Source organism: Salmonella sp. HY31, assembly GCF_042604575.1.
In the GTDB taxonomy this organism is placed as follows: Bacteria; Pseudomonadota; Gammaproteobacteria; order Enterobacterales; family Enterobacteriaceae; genus Salmonella; species Salmonella diarizonae.
Window position 1 is genome coordinate 1,288,891 of record NZ_CP170479.1, and the last position, 21,011, is coordinate 1,309,901.

The following is a 21,011-nucleotide window of genomic DNA, read 5'->3' on the forward strand; positions in this document are numbered from 1 at the left end:
ACTCCTTGAAAAGTAAAGTGTTAGATGAGTGTGTTGATTCACACTTCTGAAAAATTCATACACTACATAACCAAAAAGCATAGCAGATAGGCATGGTATTGCTGGCATAAGCAGGTAACATGGCTGTTATAAGTTGATAACAAACTCTTGCGCCGCGTCGTGATAGTTTGCAGACCTTCAAAGTTTGTGTTGCGCAGTACGGTGATAATGTGCGGCGCACCAGGCCGCGTCACTTTTTGAACGATACGTGAAAGGAACAACAAGATGGATGAGCAGTTAAAACAAAGCGCCCTTGATTTCCACGAATTTCCGGTCCCAGGTAAAATTCAGGTTTCTCCGACTAAGCCCCTCGCCACCCAGCGCGATCTGGCGTTAGCTTACTCTCCAGGCGTGGCGGCGCCCTGCCTGGAAATTGAAAAAGATCCGCTGGCAGCCTATAAATACACCGCGCGCGGCAACCTTGTCGCGGTCATTTCCAACGGTACAGCGGTGCTGGGGTTAGGCAATATCGGCGCACTGGCCGGTAAGCCGGTCATGGAAGGCAAAGGCGTTCTGTTTAAAAAATTCGCCGGCATCGATGTGTTTGACATAGAAGTCGATGAGCTTGACCCGGATAAATTTATCAATGTGGTCGCGGCGCTGGAGCCAACCTTTGGCGGCATTAACCTCGAAGATATTAAAGCGCCGGAATGTTTCTATATTGAGCAGAAACTGCGCGAGCGAATGAACATCCCGGTCTTCCATGACGACCAGCACGGAACGGCGATCATCAGTACTGCCGCGATTCTTAATGGCCTGCGAGTAGTAGAGAAAAATATTTCCGACGTGCGGATGGTCGTCTCCGGCGCAGGAGCGGCGGCAATCGCTTGTATGAACCTACTGGTCGCGTTGGGGATGCAAAAGCACAACATCGTGGTTTGCGACTCTAAAGGCGTTATTTACAAAGGCCGTGAGCCGAATATGGCGGAGACCAAAGCGGCCTACGCGGTAGACGACAGCGGCAAGCGCACGCTGGATGATGTCATTGACGGCGCGGATATTTTCCTCGGCTGTTCAGGCCCGAAAGTGCTGACTCAGGAGATGGTGAAGAAAATGGCCCGCGCGCCAATGATTCTGGCGCTGGCCAACCCGGAGCCGGAAATTCTGCCGCCGCTGGCGAAAGAAGTGCGTCCGGACGCCATTATCTGTACCGGTCGTTCCGACTATCCTAATCAGGTTAACAACGTATTGTGTTTCCCGTTTATCTTCCGCGGCGCTCTGGACGTCGGCGCGACGGCGATCAACGAAGAGATGAAACTGGCGGCGGTACATGCGATTGCCGAGCTGGCACATGCCGAACAGAGCGAAGTGGTGGCCTCGGCCTATGGCGATCAGGATCTGAGCTTTGGCCCGGAATACATTATTCCGAAACCGTTCGACCCGCGTCTGATTGTCAAAATCGCTCCAGCGGTCGCGAAAGCGGCAATAGATTCCGGCGTGGCGACGCGCCCGATTGCTGACTTTGATGCCTATATTGATAAGCTGACCGAGTTTGTCTACAAAACCAACCTGTTCATGAAGCCGATCTTCTCGCAGGCACGTAAAGATCCGAAGCGCGTAGTGCTGCCGGAAGGGGAAGAGGCGCGCGTGCTGCACGCGACCCAGGAGTTGATAACCCTGGGGCTGGCGAAGCCTATCCTGATCGGGCGCCCGAGCGTGATCGAAATGCGTATCCAGAAGCTGGGGTTGCAGATCAAAGCGGGCGTTGATTTCGAGATCGTGAATAATGAATCCGATCCGCGCTTCAAAGAGTACTGGAGCGAGTATTACCAGATCATGAAGCGTCGCGGGGTAACTCAGGAACAGGTGCAGCGTGCGATGATCGGCAACCATACGGCCATTGGCGCGATCATGGTGCAGCGTGGGGAAGCGGATGCGATGATCTGCGGCACCATCGGCGACTACCATGAGCATTTCAGCGTGGTGAAAGCAGTCTTTGGCTACCGTGACGGCGTGCATACGGCAGGGGCGATGAACGCCTTACTGCTGCCAAGCGGCAACACTTTTATTGCCGATACTTATGTTAACGAAGATCCCACGCCGGAACAGTTGGCGGAGATCACCGTGATGGCGGCGGAAACCGTTCGCCGCTTTGGTATTGAGCCTAAAGTTGCGCTGCTGTCGCACTCTAACTTTGGTTCCTCAAATTCGCTGTCCGCCAGCAAAATGCGCGAAACCCTTGAGCGGGTGCGCGAACGAGCGCCTGATCTGATGATTGACGGTGAGATGCACGGCGATGCGGCGTTGGTAGAAAGTATTCGTAATGACCGGATGCCGGATAGCCCGCTGAAGGGGTCCGCCAATATTCTGGTGATGCCGAATATGGAAGCCGCCCGCATTAGTTACAACTTACTACGTGTCTCCAGTTCCGAAGGCGTCACGGTCGGCCCGGTACTGATGGGCGTGTCTAAACCAGTACATGTATTAACGCCGATCGCCTCTGTACGCCGTATCGTGAATATGGTGGCGTTAGCGGTGGTTGAAGCGCAAACCACGCCGCTTTAATAACGCATTACTCTCTTCTGGCGCAGGTTCTCCTGCGCTTTTTTATGCGCCGTAGCGATAATAATTATTTATATAATTTATTATAATGATATTTGTCTTATTAAAAACAATTAAATAATATTAATAAGCCACTTTAGCGTAAGTATGACCTAAATTATATTTTCGAGATAATCAATAATGATATTTTATTTATTTCAATGATAATTAAAATATAATTTTACATTTCTTCATTCGAGGCGGGTATCGTTAATGAAAGCTGACCATTTACAACAATAGCGACGGGTTTATAGTAGTCTGGCACGGGCAAATCTATGATCATTAACTAATAAGGGTCTGCGCCACTACCCACTTTTTTATTATCCTTTACCTCAAAGACGCTTACTGCTTAGATCATTTTTTTTGCTCTCTTATCGTCATACTCTCGTATTGCGGGAGATGAATTATATGGAGCTATTATTATGGACTTTACGTTCTCTCCGAGACAGCTGGCAATCGCTATTGCCGCTGCTATCCCGCTAGCCGTCAGCGCTGCCGAAACACCGATGGTGGCGACATCTCAGAATGGCTTTGCCGGATATGACCATCCCAATCAATATATCGGCGTGCCGACCACGAAATTGGCGGACAATATGATGCCGGTGATTTCTCATCCCACACAGGAGAGAGAAACGCGGCAAAAGCTGGCCGATATAGAGAAAAAAACGGGTAAAAAACCGAATATTGTCGTGTTTATTCTTGATGATGTAGGCTGGATGGATGTCGGTTTTAACGGCGGCGGGGTCGCGGTCGGCAACCCGACGCCGGATATTGATGCGGTAGCCAGCCAGGGGCTTATCCTGACATCGGCCTATTCTCAGCCCAGCTCCTCGCCGACTCGCGCTACGATCATGACCGGGCAATATTCCGTCCACCATGGGATTTTAATGCCGCCGATGTATGGTATGCCGGGAGGGCTGGAAGGCCTGACAACGCTGCCGCAATTACTGCACGATCAGGGCTATGTGACCCAGGCTATCGGTAAATGGCACATGGGGGAAAATACCGGTTCGCAGCCGCAGAACGTTGGATTTGACGATTTCCGTGGTTTTAACTCCGTTTCTGATATGTACACCGAATGGCGCGATCCGAATATGAACCCGGAAGTGGCGCTCAGTCCTTCACGCTATCAATACATTAAAAACCTGCCATTCGATAAAAATGATGTCCATGCCGTGCGCGGCGGTAAGCAGGAGGCGGTTGCCGAAATTACGCCGAAATACATGGAAGATCTTGATCAACGCTGGATGAAATATGGTGTTGACTTTATTAATAAAATGGCGAAAAACGACAAACCGTTTTTCCTCTATTACGGCACGCGCGGTTGTCACTTTGATAACTATCCTAACGCCCATTATGCGGGACGCTCGCCAGCGCGTACCTCGTATAGCGATTGCATAGTAGAGATGAATGACGTCTTTGCGAATTTGTACCGTGCGCTTGAAACGAGCGGCCAACTGGATAACACGCTGATTGTGTTCACGTCTGATAATGGACCGGAAGCTGAAGTTCCGCCGCATGGCCGGACGCCGTTCCGCGGCGCTAAAGGCTCGACGTGGGAAGGCGGCGTGCGCGTGCCGACCTTTGTTTACTGGAAGGGGATGATCCAGCCGCGTAAATCCGATGGTATTGTCGATTTAGCGGATTTGTTCCCGACCAGCCTTTCGTTAGCCGGGCATCCGGGAGCGGAACTGGCGAAACTGGTGCCTTCAAAAACCTTTATTGATGGCGTTGACCAGTCCTCTTTCTTCCTGGGGACAAACGGCCAGTCTAACCGTAAAGCGGAACACTATTTCCTCAATGGTGAACTGTCGGCGGTACGTATTGATGAGTTTAAATATCATTTGCTTATCCAGCAGCCTTTCGCTTTCACGCAAACTGGCTATCAGGGCGGATTCACTGGCGCTATTACAAAAACAGCAGGTACGACGATCTTTAACCTTTATACTAATCCTCAGGAAGACGATAGCGTAGGCGTAAGACATATCCCTATGGGCGTCCCTTTACAGACTGAAGTCCATAATTACATGGAAATTCTGAAAAAATATCCGCCTAAAGTACAAATTAAATTGTAATACGCGATATATGAATAACCCGCCTTTACGAGGCGGGTTAATTTTACTTATCGCTTCTGGCGTAATGTAAATGAGCATGCATAATATCGCTGGCCGGACGTCCCATTGCCATCAAATCAGCCATTGCTTTCAGATAGGGAGGTAAATGCTGGAAATAAGCGCGAAACCCTGCGCATAAATAATTGAGTCCGGGCTTCCCCTCTTTTGTTAATGCAAAACGGTGTTTAGGGCAACCGCCCCAGCAGGCGCGTAGTACCGGGCATTGCCGACACTGCTCAGGTAGCGTTGCATATTTATCTTTGCCAAACGCCTCCTGCTGTGGGGAATCCAACATAGCGGCAAACGTCTGTTCGTTAAGATTGCCTAAATGGAACTGCGGATAAACGTAATGCTCGCAGGCATAGACATCGCCATTATGCTCGACTACCACCGAACGCCCGCAGGTCGGTTGATGGTGGCAGACCGTTCCCGGCGCGCCAACGAAATTCGCGAATGCCCATTCGATATTCATGACGAACACCTTACCGACATCGCGTGTGATCCACCTGTCAAAAACGGCGCACAGAAACTGACCATAGTCTTCGGGAATAACAGACCAGTCCGTTAATGTACCGCAGGCGTCACCCGGCGCGTGTAGCGTCAGCCCCGATTGCTGCGCAGATTCATCGGCCAGACGCTCAACGACAGGGATAAACTGAATAAATTCCACGCCGCTGGCGACGAGAAAATCATAAATTTTTTCCGCCGAGCGAGCGCTGCGTCGGTTCACGCAGGCCAGTACGTTGTACTCTACGCCATGTTGCTGGAGCAGGGCCAACGCCCGCATGACCAGTTTATGCGTTGGACGTCCGCCTTTCGTTAACCGGTATTCATTATGAATCTCTTCAGGCCCATCGAGCGACAGGCCGATCAGGAAATGGTGGCGCACAAAGAACTCGCACCACGCATCGTCCAGCAGGACGCCATTGGTTTGAAAACTATTGGAGATCTGTCGTCCTGCGCCGTATTTGGCCTGTAACGCGACGGCGCGACGATAAAATTCCAGCCCCAATAATGTGGGTTCGCCTCCCTGCCAGGTAAAGGCGACTTCCGCCTCCGGCGCGACAGACGCAATGTAATCACGGACATAGCGCTCCAGCATAACGTCAGTCATTCTTGGTTGCGGCGTATGGTTATATAGCGCGTGCTTTTCAAGATAAAAGCAGTAGGCGCAGTTGAGATTACAGTCTGAACCGCTGGGCTTCGCCATGGCATGGAAGGCTCGGGTGGGGATATTCTGGAGCATATTGCGCTTACCCTTACTTATTTCACTGAATCTGTACTATGCAGAAATCGAGTGATACGAATTATTTTTATCGATGATAGTAATACAAAGAATATCCGGTGAGGCATTTATTGCGGAAAAGGCTTAAATTCATAATTACGCCTGAAAATGTGATGTACCACGATATTTATCGTTAACACCTTCGACAGAAGTAACTTTTATTTTCTTTTTCTTAGTGATCTACCTCACCTTTTACATCACCTTGCCGAATTTTGTTATTTACTCCGACAAAAATTTGCCACGATGACGGCAGTTTCAGTGGAGACGGTGAGCAATGAATAAAGAACGCATTATTCAGGAATTTGTGCCGGGCAAACAGGTCACGCTGGCGCATCTCATTGCGCACCCTGGTGACGAACTGGCGAAAAAGATCGGCGTTCCCGAATCTGGCGCGATTGGCATTATGACCTTGACGCCGGGGGAAACGGCCATGATCGCGGGTGATTTAGCGATGAAGGCTGCTGATGTACACATCGGTTTTCTCGACAGATTTAGCGGTGCGCTGGTGATTTATGGCACCGTCGGCGCAGTAGAAGAAGCGCTATTACAGACGGTCAGCGGGCTGGGGCGATTATTAAACTTTACTCTGTGTGAGTTAACGAAAAGTTAATTGGTGGCGGTAATGAAACGTATTGCTTTTGTCGGCGCGGTCGGTGCCGGAAAAACAACGCTTTTTAACGCGTTACGGGGAAATTATTCCCTCGCCAGAAAAACGCAGGCCGTGGAATTTAATGATCATGGCGATATCGATACGCCGGGTGAATATTTCAGCCATCCCCGTTGGTATCACGCCTTAATTACCACGTTGCAGGATGTAGACACGCTGATTTATGTCCACGCGGCAAACGATAAAGAAAGTCGCTTACCTGCCGGGTTATTAGATGTTGGAACCCGTAAACGACATATCGCCGTTATCAGCAAAACGGACATGCCGGATGCCGACGTCGCCGCTACGCGGCAGTTGCTTGGCGAGATTGGATTCCGGGAGCCGATTTTCGAGCTCAACGGCCACGACCCGCAAAGCGTGCGGCAGTTGGTGGATTATCTGGCGGCTCTCAGTGAACAGGAGGAAGAGGCAGGTGAAAAAACTTATCACAGCTAACGATATTCGTGCGGCCCACGCCCGCGGCGAACAGGCGATGTCGGTAGTGCTGCGCGCCAGCATTATTACCCCGGAGGCTCGCGAAGTGGCGGAACTACTGGGCTTCACGATTACCGAATGCGACGAGTCCGTCCCGGTATCCACATCGGCGGAAGCGTGTAAAAGCGAAAGCCAGCGCATTCGGGAAACCATCATCGCGCAGCTCCCGGAAGGGCAGTTTACTGAAAGCCTGGTAGCGCAGTTGATGGAAAAAGTGCTGAAGGAAAAGCAGTCGCTGGAACTGGGGACGATACAGCCGAGCTTTACCTCCGTAACGGGTAAAGGCGGCGTGAAAGTCATTGACGGCAGCAGCGTGAAATTTGGCCGCTTCGACGGCGCTGAGCCGCACTGCGTCGGTTTAACGGATTTAGTCACCGAGCAGGACGGCAGCAGCATGGCTGCCGGGTTTATGCAGTGGGACAACGCTTTTTTTCCATGGACGCTGAACTACGACGAAATCGATATGGTGCTGGAGGGCGAACTGCACGTGCGCCATGAAGGCGAAACTATGATTGCCAAAGCCGGAGATGTGATGTTCATCCCCAAAGGCTCCAGCATTGAATTTGGCACGCCGACGACCGTGCGCTTTCTGTACGTCGCCTGGCCTGCGAACTGGCAATCCGTATGAACGATTTCATCACTGAAACGTGGCTCAGAGCGAACCATACGCTCAGCGAAGGATCGGAGATCCATTTGCCCGCTGATGCACGACTGACGCCCTCGGCCCGGGAACTGCTGGAAAGCCGACACCTGCGCATTAAGTTTCTGGATCAGCAAGGCAGGCTGTTTGTCGATGATGACGAACAGCAGCCGCATCCGGTACATGGCTTAACCAGTAGCGATACGTACCCACAGGCCTGCTGTGAACTGTGCCGCCAGCCGGTGGTGAAAAAGCCCGATACGCTAACCCATCTGACGGCGGAAAAAATGGTCGCCAAAAGCGATCCGCGCCTCGGTTTTCGCGCCGCGCTCGATAGCGCCATCGCGCTGACCGTGTGGCTGCAAATCGAGCTGACGGAACCGTGGCAGCCGTGGCTTTTCGATATCCGCTCGCGGCTGGGCAACATTATGCGCGCCGACGCTATAGATGAGCCGCTGGCTGAGCAGGCGATTGTCGGCTTGAACTCGGATGAACTGCATCGGTTGTCCCATCAACCACTGCGCTACCTCGATCACGATCATCTGGTGCCGGAGGCCAGCCACGGTCGCGATGTGGCGCTGCTTAATCTGCTGCGAACCAAAGTACGCGAAACGGAAACCCTCGCCGCACAGGTGTTTATTACCCGTAGTTTTGAGGTCTTGCGCCCGGACATTTTGCAGGCGCTGAACCGTCTCTCCAGCACGGTTTACGTGATGATGATATTGAGCGTGGCAAAACATCCGCTGACGGTCGCCCAAATTCAACAACGGCTGGGAGGGGAGCAATGATCATTGAACGCGCCCGCGAACTGGCGGTACGCGCCCCCGCCAGAGTTGTCTTTCCCGATGCGCTGGATGAACGCGTGCTGAAAGCGGCGCATTACCTGCAACAGCACGGTCTGGCACGCCCTATTCTGGTCGCCAGTCCGTTTGCGCTGCGTCAGTTTGCCCTCAGTCACCGTATGGCGATGGATGGTATTCAGGTCATCGACCCACACAGCAATCTGAGTATGCGCCAGCGTTTTGCGCAACGCTGGCTTGCCCGTGCCGGAGAAAAAACGCCGCCGGACGCAGTGGAAAAGCTTAGCGACCCGCTGATGTTCGCTGCCGCCATGGTGAGCGCCGGTGAGGCTGATGTGTGTATCGCAGGCAACCTGTCGTCAACGGCGAATGTTCTGCGCGCAGGGCTGCGGGTGATTGGCCTGCAACCCGGGTGCAAAACATTGTCGTCTATTTTTCTGATGCTGCCGCAGTACACCGGTCCGGCATTAGGGTTCGCCGATTGCAGCGTAGTGCCGCAGCCGACGGCGGCGCAACTGGCGGATATCGCTATCGCCAGCGCCGACACCTGGCGAGCCATTACCGGCGAAGAACCGCGCGTGGCGATGCTGTCATTTTCAAGCAACGGCAGCGCCCGTCACCCCAATGTTGCTAACGTGCAGCAGGCGACAGAGATCGTTCGCGAACGCGCGCCGCAACTGCTTATGGACGGTGAATTGCAGTTTGACGCCGCTTTCGTGCCGGATGTCGCCGCGCAAAAAGCGCCTGACAGCCCGCTGCAAGGCCGCGCCAACGTGATGATTTTCCCGTCGCTGGAGGCGGGCAATATTGGCTACAAAATCGCTCAGCGTCTGGGGGGCTATCGCGCTGTTGGGCCACTAATTCAGGGGCTTGCCGCGCCGCTTCACGACCTCTCCCGAGGCTGTAGCGTGCAGGAAATTATCGAACTGGCGTTGGTGGCAGTCGTGCCGCGCCAGACTGACGTGAGCCGCGAACGCAGCTTACAAACACTGGTTGAATGAACGGTCCCGTTCTGGACCCCTTTAATGAGAGGAAAACACGATGGAAGCATTAGGAATGATTGAAACCCGGGGCCTGGTTGCGCTGATTGAGGCCTCAGATGCGATGGTAAAAGCCGCACGCGTGAAGCTGGTCGGCGTGAAGCAGATTGGCGGTGGCCTGGTTACGGCGATGGTGCGTGGCGATGTGGCGGCGTGTAAAGCCGCAACCGATGCTGGCGCCGCTGCGGCGCAGCGCATTGGCGAGCTGGTCTCCGTACACGTTATTCCACGCCCGCACGGCGATTTGGAAGAAGTGTTCCCGATCAGCTTCAAAGGCGACAGCAACATTTGATGGTAGGCCGGATAAGACGCGTAGCGTCGCCATCCGGCATTAATGCGCGCCATTCCTGATGGTGCGCAGATTCAAGGCCTACGACCCAACGGGCCATCCATGGAGGCGGATATGAAACTGGCAGTCGTCACAGGACAAATCGTATGTACCGTCCGCCATCAGGGACTGGCGCATGACAAATTGTTGATGGTGGAAATGATCGATGCCCAGGGCAACCCCGACGGGCAGTGTGCCGTCGCTATCGACAGTATCGGGGCGGGAACCGGAGAGTGGGTACTGCTGGTCAGCGGCAGTTCCGCACGCCAGGCGCATCGCAGCGAATTATCACCGGTCGATCTGTGCGTCATTGGCATCGTCGATGAAGTGGTGGCTGGCGGGAAAGTGGTTTTCCATAAATAGGACTGAACATCATGAATCAACAGGATATTGAACAGGTGGTGAAAGCGGTGCTGCTGAAAATGCAGGATAGCAGCAAGCCCACCGGCACCGTTCATGAGATGGGCGTTTTTGCCTCCCTGGATGACGCAGTGGCGGCAGCAAAACTGGCCCAGCAGGGGCTGAAGAGCGTGGCGATGCGTCAGCTTGCCATTCATGCCATTCGCGAGGCGGGCGAAAAACACGCCCGAGAATTAGCGGAACTTGCCGTCAGCGAAACCGGCATGGGACGCGTTGACGATAAATTTGCCAAAAACGTGGCGCAGGCGCGCGGCACGCCGGGCGTCGAGTGTTTATCTCCGCAGGTGCTGACCGGCGATAACGGCCTGACACTGATTGAAAATGCGCCGTGGGGCGTGGTGGCCTCGGTCACGCCGTCCACCAACCCGGCGGCAACGGTCATTAATAACGCTATTAGCCTGATTGCCGCAGGCAACAGCGTGGTGTTTGCCCCGCATCCGGCAGCGAAAAAGGTCTCTCAGCGGGCAATCACCCTGCTTAATCAGGCGGTAGTCGCCGCCGGCGGCCCGGAAAATCTGCTGGTAACTGTGGCGAACCCGGATATCGAAACCGCCCAGCGGTTGTTCAAGTACCCCGGTATTGGTCTGCTGGTGGTGACTGGCGGCGAAGCGGTGGTGGACGCGGCGCGCAAACATACTAATAAACGCCTGATTGCCGCCGGTGCCGGTAATCCCCCGGTTGTGGTGGATGAGACCGCCGACCTGCCGCGTGCCGCGCAGTCCATCGTCAAAGGCGCGTCGTTTGACAACAACATCATCTGCGCCGACGAAAAAGTGCTGATTGTGGTCGATAGCGTCGCCGACGAGCTAATGCGCCTGATGGAAGGTCAGCACGCGGTGAAACTGACCGCAGCCCAGGCCGAACAGCTCCAGTCGGTGCTGCTGAAGAATATCGATGAACGCGGTAAAGGTACCGTCAGCCGTGACTGGGTCGGTCGTGACGCGGGCAAGATCGCAGCCGCCATCGGCCTGAACGTGCCGCAGCAGACGCGCCTGTTGTTCGTTGAAACCCCGGCCAGCCATCCGTTTGCCGTCACTGAAATGATGATGCCGGTACTGCCGGTGGTGCGGGTCGCCAACGTCGAAGACGCTATCGCTCTGGCGGTACAACTTGAAGGCGGTTGCCACCATACGGCGGCGATGCACTCGCGCAACATTGACAATATGAACCAGATGGCGAACGCCATCGACACCAGCATTTTCGTCAAAAATGGGCCGTGTATTGCCGGGCTTGGATTGGGTGGCGAAGGCTGGACCACCATGACCATCACCACGCCAACCGGTGAAGGCGTGACCAGCGCGCGTACCTTTGTGCGCCTACGTCGCTGCGTACTAGTGGATGCGTTTCGCATTGTATAAGGGATGACTCATGGCGCACGACGAACAACTCTGGCTCACCGCAAGACTGCAAAAAGCGGCGGCCCTGTGTCATCAGACGCCCGTCGCCAGCGACACACCGCTGTGGCTGGGTGTGGATTTGGGTACCTGTGACGTGGTGTCGATAGTGGTTGACTCTGACGCGCAGCCGGTGGCGGTGTGTCTTGACTGGGCGGACGTCGTGCGTGACGGCATCGTCTGGGATTTCTTCGGCGCGGTGACCATTGTGCGCCGTCATCTCGACACGCTCGAACAGCAGCTCGGTTGTCGCTTTACTCATGCGGCGACCTCGTTCCCGCCGGGCACTGACCCGCGTATTTCGATCAACGTGCTGGAGTCTGCCGGGTTAGAGGTCAGCCACGTACTGGATGAACCGACGGCGGTGGCGGATCTGCTGCAACTGGATAATGCGGGGGTGGTGGATATTGGCGGTGGTACTACCGGCATTGCCATCGTCAAACAGGGCAAGGTGACCTGGTCCGCCGATGAAGCCACTGGCGGACATCATATCTCCCTGACGCTGGCGGGCAACCGCCGTATTCCACTGGAAGAGGCGGAACAGTACAAGCGCAGCAACGCGCAGGAGATTTGGCCGGTCGTGAAGCCGGTGTACGAAAAGATGGCGGAGATCGTCGCTCGGCATATTGCCGGGCAGGGAGTGACAGATTTATGGCTGGCGGGCGGTTCCTGTATGCAGCCGGGCGTGGAGGCGTTATTTCGCCAGCGTTTCCCGGAGTTGCAGGTGCATTTACCGCAGCACAGCCTGTTTATGACCCCGCTGGCGATAGCCAATAGCTGGAGAGCGAAAGCGGAGGGACTCTATGCAAGCTGAACTGCAGACGGCGCTGTTTCAGGCATTCGACACCCTGAATCTGCAACGCGTGAAAACGTTCAGCGTACCGCCGGTCACGCTGTGCGGACTTGGGGCGCTCAGTGCCTGTGGACAGGAGGCGCAATCGCGGGGTTTAAGCCATCTGTTTGTGATGGTTGATAGTTTTCTGCATCAGGCGGGAATGACCGCGCCGCTGGCGCGCAGCCTGGCGATGAAGGGCGTCGCGATGACGGTCTGGCCGTGTCCGCCGGGTGAACCGTGCATTACCGATGTCTGCGCGGCGGTGGCGCAATTGCGTGAGGCGGCGTGCGACGGCGTAGTGGCTTTTGGCGGTGGTTCGGTGCTGGACGCGGCGAAAGCGGTCGCCCTGCTGGTGACTAACCCTGACCGGACGCTGAGCGCAATGACCGAGCGCAGTACATTACGCCCGCGTCTGCCGCTGATTGCGGTGCCGACCACCGCCGGAACTGGTTCAGAAACCACCAACGTGACGGTGATTATCGATGCGGTCAGCGGGCGCAAGCAGGTGCTGGCACACGCATCGCTAATGCCGGATGTGGCGATTCTTGATGCTGCCGTGACTGAAGGCGTTCCGCCAAACGTGACGGCGATGACCGGTATTGATGCGTTGACTCATGCGATTGAGGCCTACAGCGCGCTCAACGCTACGCCGTTTACCGACAGCCTGGCGATTGGCGCGATAGCGATGATTGGTAAATCGCTACCGAAAGCCGTGGGTTACGGCCACGATCTGGCGGCGCGTGAAAATATGTTGCTGGCCTCCTGTATGGCGGGAATGGCCTTTTCCAGCGCCGGTCTGGGGTTGTGTCATGCGATGGCGCACCAGCCAGGGGCGGCACTGCATATTCCGCACGGCCAGGCTAACGCCATGCTGCTGCCAACGGTCATGGGCTTTAACCGGATGGTATGCCGCGAACGCTTCAGTCAAATCGGTCGGGCGTTAACCAACAAGAAATCGGACGATCGCGATGCGATTGCGGCGGTGAGCGAGCTGATTACCGAAGTGGGGCAGAGCAAACGGCTGGCTGACGCTGGCGCTAAACCCGAACACTACAGCGCCTGGGCGCAAGCCGCGCTGGAGGATATTTGTCTGCGCAGCAACCCGCGAACCGCTACCCAGGCCGACATTATCGAGCTGTATACGGCGGCGCAATAAACGCCGGATGGTGACGCTGGCGCGTCTTATCCGGCCTACAAATCATAAATGGCAGGGAGTAAGGGCTATGGGAATTAACGAAATCATCATGTACATCATGATGTTCTTTATGCTGATTGCCGCCGTGGACAGAGTCCTGTCGCAGTTCGGCGGGTCGGCGCGCTTCCTCGGTAAATTCGGCAAGAGTATCGAAGGGTCTGGCGGCCAGTTTGAAGAGGGCTTTATGGCGATGGGCGCGCTGGGACTGGCGATGGTCGGTATGACCGCGCTGGCGCCGGTGCTGGCGCATGTACTGGGGCCGGTTATTATCCCGGTATACGAAATGCTGGGCGCAAACCCATCCATGTTCGCCGGTACGCTGCTGGCCTGTGATATGGGCGGCTTCTTCCTCGCCAAAGAGCTGGCCGGTGGTGATGTCGCGGCGTGGCTATACTCAGGGTTAATACTTGGGTCGATGATGGGGCCGACCATTGTGTTCTCCATTCCGGTGGCGCTCGGCATTATCGAACCGTCTGACCGCCGCTACCTGGCGCTTGGCGTACTGGCGGGTATCGTCACCATTCCCATTGGCTGCATTGCGGGGGGGTTGATCGCCATGTACTCAGGCGTGCAGATCAATGGTCAGCCAGTGGAGTTTACCTTCGCGCTGATCCTGATGAACATGATCCCGGTATTGATCGTCGCGGTGCTGGTAGCGCTGGGACTGAAGTTCATCCCGGAAAAAATGATCAACGGTTTCCAGATTTTCGCCAAATTTCTGGTGGCGCTGATCACCATCGGTCTGGCGGCTGCGGTGGTTAAATTCCTGTTGGGTTGGGAGTTGATTCCGGGACTCGACCCGATTTTTATGGCACCAGGCGACAAACCCGGCGAAGTGATGCGCGCCATTGAAGTGATCGGCTCTATCTCCTGTGTGCTGCTCGGCGCGTATCCGATGGTGCTGTTACTGACCCGCTGGTTTGAAAAACCGTTGATGAATGTCGGTAAGCTGCTGAACGTAAATAATATTGCGGCGGCAGGCATGGTGGCGACCCTGGCGAACAATATCCCTATGTTCGGCATGATGAAGCAGATGGATACCCGCGGCAAAGTGATTAACTGCGCATTTGCCGTCTCTGCGGCGTTCGCGCTGGGCGACCATTTAGGCTTCGCCGCCGCGAATATGAACGCCATGATCTTCCCGATGATTGTCGGCAAGCTGATCGGCGGTGTGACGGCAATTGGCGTGGCGATGATGCTGGTGCCGAAAGATGATGCCGCACAGGTGAAAACCGAAGCGGAGGCGCAATCGTGAATACTCGCCAGCTACTGAGCGTCGGTATCGATATCGGCACCACCACCACGCAGGTGATCTTCTCGCGCCTGGAGTTGGTTAACCGTGCGGCGGTGTCGCAGGTGCCGCGCTACGAATTCATCAAACGCGACATTAGCTGGCAAAGCCCGGTCTTCTTTACGCCCGTGGATAAGCAGGGCGGTCTGAAAGAGGCAGAACTTAAAACGCTGATTCTGGCCCAGTATCAGGCCGCAGGCATCGCGCCTGAATCGGTGGACTCCGGGGCGATCATTATCACCGGCGAAAGCGCCAAAACCCGCAACGCCCGTCCGGCGGTCATGGCGCTCTCGCAATCGTTGGGCGACTTTGTGGTCGCCAGCGCCGGGCCGCATCTGGAATCGGTCATTGCCGGTCACGGCGCCGGGGCGCAAAGCTTGTCTGAGCAGCGGATGTGTCGGGTGCTGAATATTGATATCGGCGGCGGCACGTCTAACTACGCGCTGTTTGACGCGGGAAAAGTCAGCGGCACCGCCTGCCTTAACGTCGGTGGTCGCCTGCTGGAAACCGACGCTCAGGGGCGCGTGGTTTATGCCCATCAGCCGGGGCAGATGATTATCGATGAGGTGTTCGGTTCGGGTACTGATGCTCGCGCCTTAGCTGCCGCACAGTTAGGGCAGGTGGCGCGGCGGATGGCGGATCTCATCGTCGAGGTTATCGCCGGTGCGCTCTCGCCGCTGGCGCAATCGCTGATGCAAACCGGGCTGCTGCCCGCCGATATTACGCCGGAGGTGATCACCCTTTCCGGCGGGGTGGGCGAGTGCTATCGCCATCAGCCTGCCGACCCGTTCTGCTTTTCTGATATCGGACCGCTGCTGGCGACCTCGCTGCATGAACACCCGCGTCTGCGCGAGATGAACGTGCGGTTTCCGGTGCAAACCGTGCGCGCTACGGTGATTGGCGCAGGGGCGCATACGCTCTCGCTTTCCGGCAGTACTATCTGGCTGGAAGACGTTCAACTGCCGCTGCGCAACCTGCCGGTGGCGATCCCGCAGGATGACGCCGATCTGGTGAACGCCTGGCGGCAGGCGCTTCTCCAGCTCGATCTCGACCCGCAAACCGACGCTTACGTGCTGGCGCTTCCCGCCACGCTCCCGGTGCGTTACGCCACATTACTCACGGTCATCGACGCGCTGACGGCTTTTGTCGCACGTTATCCCAATCCACATCCCCTGCTGGTGGTGGCCGAGCAGGATTTTGGTAAAGCGCTGGGCATGTTATTGCGCCCACAGTTACCGCAACTTCCGCTGGCGGTCATCGATGAGGTGGTCGTGCGGGCGGGAGACTATATCGACATTGGTACGCCTCTTTTTGGCGGATCGGTTGTGCCGGTGACGGTGAAATCACTCGCATTTCCTTCCTGAGGGAACGACTTATGAAACTAAAGACCACATTGTTCGGCAATGTTTATCAGTTTAAGGATGTAAAAGAGGTACTGGCTAAAGCCAACGAACTGCGTTCGGGGGATGTGCTGGCCGGGGTTGCCGCGGCAAGTTCTCAGGAGCGCGTGGCGGCAAAACAGGTACTGTCGGAAATGACGGTGGCGGATATCCGCAACAACCCGGTGATTGCCTATGAAGAGGACTGCGTGACGCGCCTGATTCAGGACGACGTCAACGAAACGGCCTATAACCGGATTAAAAACTGGAGCATCAGCGAACTGCGCGAATACGTGCTGAGCGATGAAACCTCCGTGGACGACATCGCGTTTACCCGCAAAGGCCTGACCTCCGAAGTGGTGGCGGCAGTGGCGAAAATCTGCTCCAACGCCGACCTGATCTACGGCGGCAAGAAAATGCCGGTGATCAAAAAAGCCAATACCACCATCGGTATTCCGGGCACCTTTAGCTGCCGTTTGCAGCCGAACGATACCCGTGACGATGTACAGAGTATCGCCGCGCAAATCTACGAAGGGCTTTCTTTCGGCGCAGGTGATGCGGTGATCGGCGTTAACCCGGTGACCGATGACGTGGAGAACCTGACTCGCGTGCTCGATACCGTTTACGGCGTTATCGATAAATTCACTATCCCGACGCAGGGCTGCGTGCTGGCGCACGTCACCACCCAGATTGAAGCGATACGCCGGGGCGCGCCGGGCGGACTGATTTTCCAGAGCATTTGCGGCAGCGAGAAGGGCTTAAAAGAGTTCGGCGTGGAGCTGGCGATGCTCGATGAAGCACGGGCAGTGGGGGCAGAGTTCAACCGCATCGCCGGGGAAAACTGCCTGTACTTTGAAACCGGACAGGGTTCAGCGCTGTCGGCTGGTGCGAACTTTGGTGCCGACCAGGTGACGATGGAAGCGCGTAATTATGGCCTGGCGCGGCACTACGATCCGTTCCTGGTTAACACCGTGGTGGGCTTTATCGGGCCGGAATATCTCTACAACGATCGGCAGATTATCCGCGCCGGTCTCGAAGATCACTTTATGGGCAAGCTGAGCGGCATCTCCATGGGCTGCGACTGCTGCTACACCAACCATGCCGACGCCGACCAGAATCTCAACGAAAACCTGATGATTCTGCTCGCCACCGCTGGCTGTAACTACATCATGGGGATGCCGCTCGGCGACGACATCATGCTCAACTACCAGACCACCGCCTTCCACGATACCGCCACCGTCCGTCAGTTGCTGAATTTACGACCGTCGCCGGAGTTTGAACGCTGGCTGGAAACGATGGGCATTATGGCAAATGGTCGTCTGACCAAACGGGCGGGCGATCCGTCACTGTTCTTCTGATGACGCGGGGATAACACCATGGATCAAAAACAGATTGAAGAAATTGTACGTAGCGTGATGGCGTCAATGGGACAGGACGTACCGCAACCCGTCGCGCCGTCAACGCAGGAAGGCGCAAAGCCGCAGTGCGCCGCGCCGACGGCAACCGAAAGCTGCGCGCTGGATTTGGGTTCCGCAGAGGCAAAAGCCTGGATTGGCGTTGAGAACCCGCATCGTGCGGACGTGCTGACCGAACTGCGTCGCAGTACTGCGGCACGCGTCTGTACTGGTCGTGCCGGGCCGCGTCCACGTACCCAGGCGCTGTTGCGCTTCCTGGCCGATCACTCCCGTTCGAAAGACACGGTGCTCAAAGAGGTGCCGGAAGAATGGGTGAAAGCCCAGGGGCTGCTGGAAGTGCGTTCGGAAATCAGCGACAAAAACCTGTATCTGACGCGCCCGGATATGGGGCGTCGCCTGAGCCCGGAAGCCATTGACGCGCTGAAGTCGCAGTGCGTGATGAACCCGGATGTGCAGGTGGTGGTCTCCGATGGCCTCTCTACGGATGCGATCACCGCCAACTATGAAGAGATCCTGCCGCCGTTGCTTGCCGGTCTGAAACAGGCCGGGCTGAACGTCGGCACGCCGTTCTTTGTGCGCTATGGCCGCGTGAAGATTGAAGATCAGATTGGCGAGCTTCTTGGCGCGAAGGTGGTGATTTTGCTGGTGGGCGAACGGCCGGGCTTAGGCCAGTCTGAAAGCCTCTCCTGCTACGCCGTCTATTCCCCGCGCGTGGCGACCACCGTCGAGGCCGACAGAACCTGTATTTCAAACATTCATCAGGGGGGGACGCCGCCAGTAGAAGCCGCCGCCGTGATTGTGGATTTGGCCAAACGGATGCTGGCGCAGAAAGCGTCCGGCATCAACATGACCCGTTAAGGAGACATCATGCCAGCATTAGATTTGATTCGACCTTCCGTCACTGCCATGCGCGTGATTGCCTCTGTGAATGACGGCTTTGCGCGGGAACTTAAATTACCGTCGCATATCCGTAGCCTCGGACTCATCACGGCAGATTCTGACGACGTGACGTATATTGCCGCTGACGAAGCGACCAAACAGGCGATGGTTGAAGTGGTGTATGGCCGTTCGCTGTACGCCGGGGCGGCTCACGGGCCATCGCCTACCGCCGGTGAGGTGTTGATTATGCTGGGTGGACCGAACCCGGCGGAAGTGCGCGCTGGTCTGGATGCGATGGTCGCCAGCATTGAAAACGGCGCGGCGTTCCAGTGGGCGAACGATGCGGAAAATACGGCGTTCCTGGCGCATGTGGTTTCGCGTACCGGCTCGTATCTCTCGTCTACCGCAGGTATTGCGCTGGGCGATCCAATGGCTTATCTGGTGGCACCGCCGCTGGAAGCGACATTCGGCATTGACGCGGCGATGAAGTCCGCTGACGTTCAACTGGTGACTTACGTGCCGCCGCCGTCGGAAACCAACTATTCGGCTGCGTTCTTAACGGGAAGCCAGGCCGCGTGTAAAGCCGCCTGCAACGCCTTTACCGACGCCGTGCTGGATATCGCTCGTAACCCTGTACAGCGTGCGTAACGGAGGTTGCCAATGATCAATGCCCTGGGATTACTGGAAGTGGACGGGATGGTCGCCGCCGTCGATGCGGCGGATGCCATGCTGAAAGCGGCCAACGTGCGCTTGCTCAGTCATCAAGTGCTCGACCCTGGCAGGCTAACGCTGGTGGTGGAGGGCGATCTGGCGGCGTGTCGTGCGGCGCTGGATGCCGGAAGCGCCGCCGCGCAGCGCACAGGCCGTGTGATTAGCCGCAAAGAAATTGGTCGCCCGGAAGAGGACACCCAGTGGCTGATTGGCGGGTTTGCGCGTACGACAACGCCGACTGAGAAAGCGCCTGAGATACCCGCAACGCCTGAGTTCGCCGAAGCGTTACTGGCGCTGCTGGCATCAGTACGGCAGGGAATGACGGCGGGAGAGGTTGCCGCGCATTTTGGCTGGCCGCTGGAGCAGGCCAGAAACATGCTGGAACAACTCTTTTCTGACGGAGCGTTGCGTAAACGCAGTAGTCGCTATCGCATCAAAAATTAATCTGTCGGAGGGCCGGGCGTCCTGGCGGGCGTCCGGCATAGAAGATCATGAAAAAGACCCGTACAGCGAATTTGCACCATCTTTATCATGAAGCGTTACCCGAAGACGTTAAACTTACGCCCAGAGTCGAGGTGGACAATGTTCATCAGCGACGGACGACGGATGTCTATGAACATGCCCTGACCATTACCGCCTGGCAGCAGATCTACGATCAGCTACACCCGGGCAAATTTCATGGCGAGTTCACGGAAATCCTGCTTGATGAGATTCAGGTGTTCCGTGAATACACCGGCCTGGCGCTGCGTCAGTCGTGTCTGGTTTGGCCAAACTCTTTCTGGTTTGGTATTCCGGCGACGCGCGGCGAACAGGGATTTATCGGCGCGCAGGGGCTCGGCAGCGCTGAGATTGCCACCCGACCGGGAGGCACCGAGTTTGAACTGAGTACGCCGGATGATTACACCATTCTGGGTGTCGTTATCTCGGAAGATGTTATTTCCCGCCAGGCCACGTTTTTGCATAATCCGGAAAGGGTGCTGCATATGTTGCGTAACCAGTTAGCGCTGGAGGTAAAAGAGCAGCATAAAGCGGCGCTGTGGGGCTTTGTGCAGCAGGCGCTGGCCACCTTCAGCGAGAGTCCTGAAACCCTGCATCAACCTGCGGTGCGAAAGGTATTGAGTGATAATTTGTTGCTGGCGATGGGCACGATGCTGGAAGAGGCGAAGCCGATTCATAGCGCCGAAAGTATCAGCCATCAGGGATATCGTAGGCTACTGTCTCGGGCGCGGGAATATGTGCTGGAAAATATGTCGGAGCCGCTGACGGTGCTCGATTTATGTAATCAACTGCACGTGAGTCGTCGCACGCTGCAAAATGCGTTTCACGCGATTTTGGGTATTGGTCCCAATGCGTGGCTGAAACGTATTCGCTTAAACGCGGTACGCCGGGAGCTGATAAGTCCCTGGTCGCAAAGCACGACGGTGAAAGATGCCGCTATGCAGTGGGGATTCTGGCATTTGGGGCAATTTGCCACCGATTATCAGCAGTTATTTGCCGAAAAACCGTCGTTGACGCTGCATCAGCGGATGCGGCAATGGGCATGATGTATATCTGGTGTCGGTAG

General features: G+C 56.0%; 20 protein-coding genes. 19 read left to right on the forward strand and 1 reads right to left on the reverse strand.

Annotation, left to right across the window (positions count from 1 at the left end; translation table 11 throughout):
• Window positions 1-264: 264 nt before the first annotated feature.
• Together maeB and ACE15A_RS05975 are read left to right on the forward strand one after the other, a co-directional pair.
• Entirely contained in the window at window positions 265-2,544 is a 2,280-nt protein-coding gene (gene maeB, locus ACE15A_RS05970; protein ID WP_064055917.1) for an NADP-dependent oxaloacetate-decarboxylating malate dehydrogenase, read from the forward strand.
• A gap of 458 nt (window positions 2,545-3,002) precedes the next feature.
• Entirely contained in the window at window positions 3,003-4,655 is a 1,653-nt protein-coding gene (locus tag ACE15A_RS05975; protein ID WP_053507819.1) for a sulfatase-like hydrolase/transferase, read from the forward strand.
• Window positions 4,656-4,698: 43 nt separating this feature from the next.
• Here the strand turns inward: ACE15A_RS05975 and ACE15A_RS05980 are convergent, their stop codons facing one another.
• Entirely contained in the window at window positions 4,699-5,940 is a 1,242-nt protein-coding gene (locus ACE15A_RS05980) for an anaerobic sulfatase maturase (protein WP_053507818.1), read from the reverse strand.
• 313 nt (window positions 5,941-6,253) lie between these two features.
• Here ACE15A_RS05980 and eutS point away from each other — a divergent pair, with 313 nt between their 5' ends.
• The 17 genes from eutS to eutR all read left to right on the forward strand — a co-directional run bounded on the left by eutS (window position 6,254) and on the right by eutR (window position 20,991).
• Window positions 6,254-6,589, forward strand: a complete 336-nt coding sequence (gene eutS, locus ACE15A_RS05985; RefSeq protein ID WP_001031443.1) for an ethanolamine utilization microcompartment protein EutS — start codon at window positions 6,254-6,256, stop codon at window positions 6,587-6,589.
• 12 nt (window positions 6,590-6,601) lie between these two features.
• The gene (gene eutP / locus ACE15A_RS05990) at window positions 6,602-7,081 is read left to right on the forward strand and encodes an ethanolamine utilization acetate kinase EutP (RefSeq protein WP_053507834.1); all 480 of its coding nucleotides are present in this window, start codon (window positions 6,602-6,604) and stop codon (window positions 7,079-7,081) included.
• The gene (gene eutQ / locus ACE15A_RS05995; protein WP_053507817.1) at window positions 7,059-7,748 is read left to right on the forward strand and encodes an ethanolamine utilization acetate kinase EutQ; all 690 of its coding nucleotides are present in this window, start codon (window positions 7,059-7,061) and stop codon (window positions 7,746-7,748) included. Before eutP ends, eutQ begins: the two co-directional genes overlap by 23 nt.
• Window positions 7,745-8,548: an ethanolamine utilization cob(I)yrinic acid a,c-diamide adenosyltransferase EutT gene (gene eutT / locus ACE15A_RS06000; RefSeq protein ID WP_053507816.1), complete on the forward strand. Its 804-nt coding sequence runs from the start codon at window positions 7,745-7,747 to the stop codon at window positions 8,546-8,548. The genes eutQ and eutT overlap by 4 nt, the downstream gene beginning before the upstream one ends.
• Complete coding sequence (pta, locus tag ACE15A_RS06005) at window positions 8,545-9,561, forward strand: phosphate acetyltransferase (RefSeq protein ID WP_053507815.1); 1,017 nt, start codon at window positions 8,545-8,547, stop codon at window positions 9,559-9,561. Before eutT ends, pta begins: the two co-directional genes overlap by 4 nt.
• A gap of 40 nt (window positions 9,562-9,601) precedes the next feature.
• Window positions 9,602-9,892 carry an ethanolamine utilization microcompartment protein EutM gene (eutM, locus tag ACE15A_RS06010; protein ID WP_000387720.1) on the forward strand — a complete coding sequence of 97 codons (291 nt, stop codon included), beginning with the start codon at window positions 9,602-9,604 and terminating at the stop codon, window positions 9,890-9,892.
• A gap of 111 nt (window positions 9,893-10,003) precedes the next feature.
• Window positions 10,004-10,291 (forward strand): ethanolamine utilization microcompartment protein EutN, encoded by a 288-nt coding sequence (gene eutN, locus ACE15A_RS06015; protein ID WP_001522340.1) that lies wholly within the window; start codon window positions 10,004-10,006, stop codon window positions 10,289-10,291.
• Window positions 10,292-10,302: 11 nt separating this feature from the next.
• Window positions 10,303-11,706, forward strand: a complete 1,404-nt coding sequence (locus ACE15A_RS06020; protein WP_053507814.1) for an aldehyde dehydrogenase family protein — start codon at window positions 10,303-10,305, stop codon at window positions 11,704-11,706.
• A gap of 10 nt (window positions 11,707-11,716) precedes the next feature.
• Window positions 11,717-12,556, forward strand: a complete 840-nt coding sequence (gene eutJ / locus ACE15A_RS06025; RefSeq protein ID WP_053507813.1) for an ethanolamine utilization protein EutJ — start codon at window positions 11,717-11,719, stop codon at window positions 12,554-12,556.
• Window positions 12,546-13,733 carry an ethanolamine utilization ethanol dehydrogenase EutG gene (gene eutG / locus ACE15A_RS06030; RefSeq protein WP_053507812.1) on the forward strand — a complete coding sequence of 396 codons (1,188 nt, stop codon included), beginning with the start codon at window positions 12,546-12,548 and terminating at the stop codon, window positions 13,731-13,733. Before eutJ ends, eutG begins: the two co-directional genes overlap by 11 nt.
• A 67-nt stretch (window positions 13,734-13,800) precedes the next feature.
• On the forward strand, window positions 13,801-15,027 hold the full coding sequence (gene eutH, locus ACE15A_RS06035; protein ID WP_000512410.1) for an ethanolamine utilization protein EutH: 1,227 nt from the start codon (window positions 13,801-13,803) through the stop codon (window positions 15,025-15,027).
• The gene (eutA, locus tag ACE15A_RS06040) at window positions 15,024-16,427 is read left to right on the forward strand and encodes an ethanolamine ammonia-lyase reactivating factor EutA (protein ID WP_053507811.1); all 1,404 of its coding nucleotides are present in this window, start codon (window positions 15,024-15,026) and stop codon (window positions 16,425-16,427) included. Before eutH ends, eutA begins: the two co-directional genes overlap by 4 nt.
• Before the next feature lie 11 nt (window positions 16,428-16,438).
• A complete protein-coding gene (gene eutB / locus ACE15A_RS06045; protein WP_000769996.1) occupies window positions 16,439-17,800 on the forward strand; it encodes an ethanolamine ammonia-lyase subunit alpha in 1,362 nt (453 codons plus the stop codon).
• 18 nt (window positions 17,801-17,818) lie between these two features.
• Window positions 17,819-18,715, forward strand: a complete 897-nt coding sequence (eutC, locus tag ACE15A_RS06050) for an ethanolamine ammonia-lyase subunit EutC (RefSeq protein ID WP_000372345.1) — start codon at window positions 17,819-17,821, stop codon at window positions 18,713-18,715.
• Window positions 18,716-18,724: 9 nt separating this feature from the next.
• The gene (eutL, locus tag ACE15A_RS06055; RefSeq protein ID WP_001111058.1) at window positions 18,725-19,384 is read left to right on the forward strand and encodes an ethanolamine utilization microcompartment protein EutL; all 660 of its coding nucleotides are present in this window, start codon (window positions 18,725-18,727) and stop codon (window positions 19,382-19,384) included.
• Window positions 19,385-19,396: 12 nt separating this feature from the next.
• Window positions 19,397-19,891 (forward strand): ethanolamine utilization microcompartment protein EutK, encoded by a 495-nt coding sequence (gene eutK, locus ACE15A_RS06060; protein ID WP_023248149.1) that lies wholly within the window; start codon window positions 19,397-19,399, stop codon window positions 19,889-19,891.
• Window positions 19,892-19,938: 47 nt separating this feature from the next.
• Window positions 19,939-20,991, forward strand: coding sequence for an HTH-type transcriptional regulator EutR (gene eutR, locus ACE15A_RS06065; RefSeq protein WP_000753666.1), 1,053 nt, complete (start codon window positions 19,939-19,941; stop codon window positions 20,989-20,991).
• The last annotated feature ends 20 nt before the right edge of the window (window positions 20,992-21,011 follow it).

Coding starts and splice junctions, on each gene's coding strand:
- eutB (WP_000769996.1), top strand. CDS start 16,439: ATGAAACTAAAGACCACATTGTTCGGCAATGTTTATCAGTTTAAGGAT.
- eutK (WP_023248149.1), top strand. CDS start 19,397: ATGATCAATGCCCTGGGATTACTGGAAGTGGACGGGATGGTCGCCGCC.
- pta (WP_053507815.1), top strand. CDS start 8,545: ATGATCATTGAACGCGCCCGCGAACTGGCGGTACGCGCCCCCGCCAGA.
- eutN (WP_001522340.1), top strand. CDS start 10,004: ATGAAACTGGCAGTCGTCACAGGACAAATCGTATGTACCGTCCGCCAT.
- eutC (WP_000372345.1), top strand. CDS start 17,819: ATGGATCAAAAACAGATTGAAGAAATTGTACGTAGCGTGATGGCGTCA.
- eutL (WP_001111058.1), top strand. CDS start 18,725: ATGCCAGCATTAGATTTGATTCGACCTTCCGTCACTGCCATGCGCGTG.
- eutH (WP_000512410.1), top strand. CDS start 13,801: ATGGGAATTAACGAAATCATCATGTACATCATGATGTTCTTTATGCTG.
- eutT (WP_053507816.1), top strand. CDS start 7,745: ATGAACGATTTCATCACTGAAACGTGGCTCAGAGCGAACCATACGCTC.
- eutJ (WP_053507813.1), top strand. CDS start 11,717: ATGGCGCACGACGAACAACTCTGGCTCACCGCAAGACTGCAAAAAGCG.
- eutS (WP_001031443.1), top strand. CDS start 6,254: ATGAATAAAGAACGCATTATTCAGGAATTTGTGCCGGGCAAACAGGTC.
- eutG (WP_053507812.1), top strand. CDS start 12,546: ATGCAAGCTGAACTGCAGACGGCGCTGTTTCAGGCATTCGACACCCTG.
- ACE15A_RS05975 (WP_053507819.1), top strand. CDS start 3,003: ATGGACTTTACGTTCTCTCCGAGACAGCTGGCAATCGCTATTGCCGCT.
- eutR (WP_000753666.1), top strand. CDS start 19,939: ATGAAAAAGACCCGTACAGCGAATTTGCACCATCTTTATCATGAAGCG.
- maeB (WP_064055917.1), top strand. CDS start 265: ATGGATGAGCAGTTAAAACAAAGCGCCCTTGATTTCCACGAATTTCCG.
- ACE15A_RS05980 (WP_053507818.1), bottom strand. CDS start 5,940: ATGCTCCAGAATATCCCCACCCGAGCCTTCCATGCCATGGCGAAGCCC.
- eutP (WP_053507834.1), top strand. CDS start 6,602: ATGAAACGTATTGCTTTTGTCGGCGCGGTCGGTGCCGGAAAAACAACG.
- ACE15A_RS06020 (WP_053507814.1), top strand. CDS start 10,303: ATGAATCAACAGGATATTGAACAGGTGGTGAAAGCGGTGCTGCTGAAA.
- eutM (WP_000387720.1), top strand. CDS start 9,602: ATGGAAGCATTAGGAATGATTGAAACCCGGGGCCTGGTTGCGCTGATT.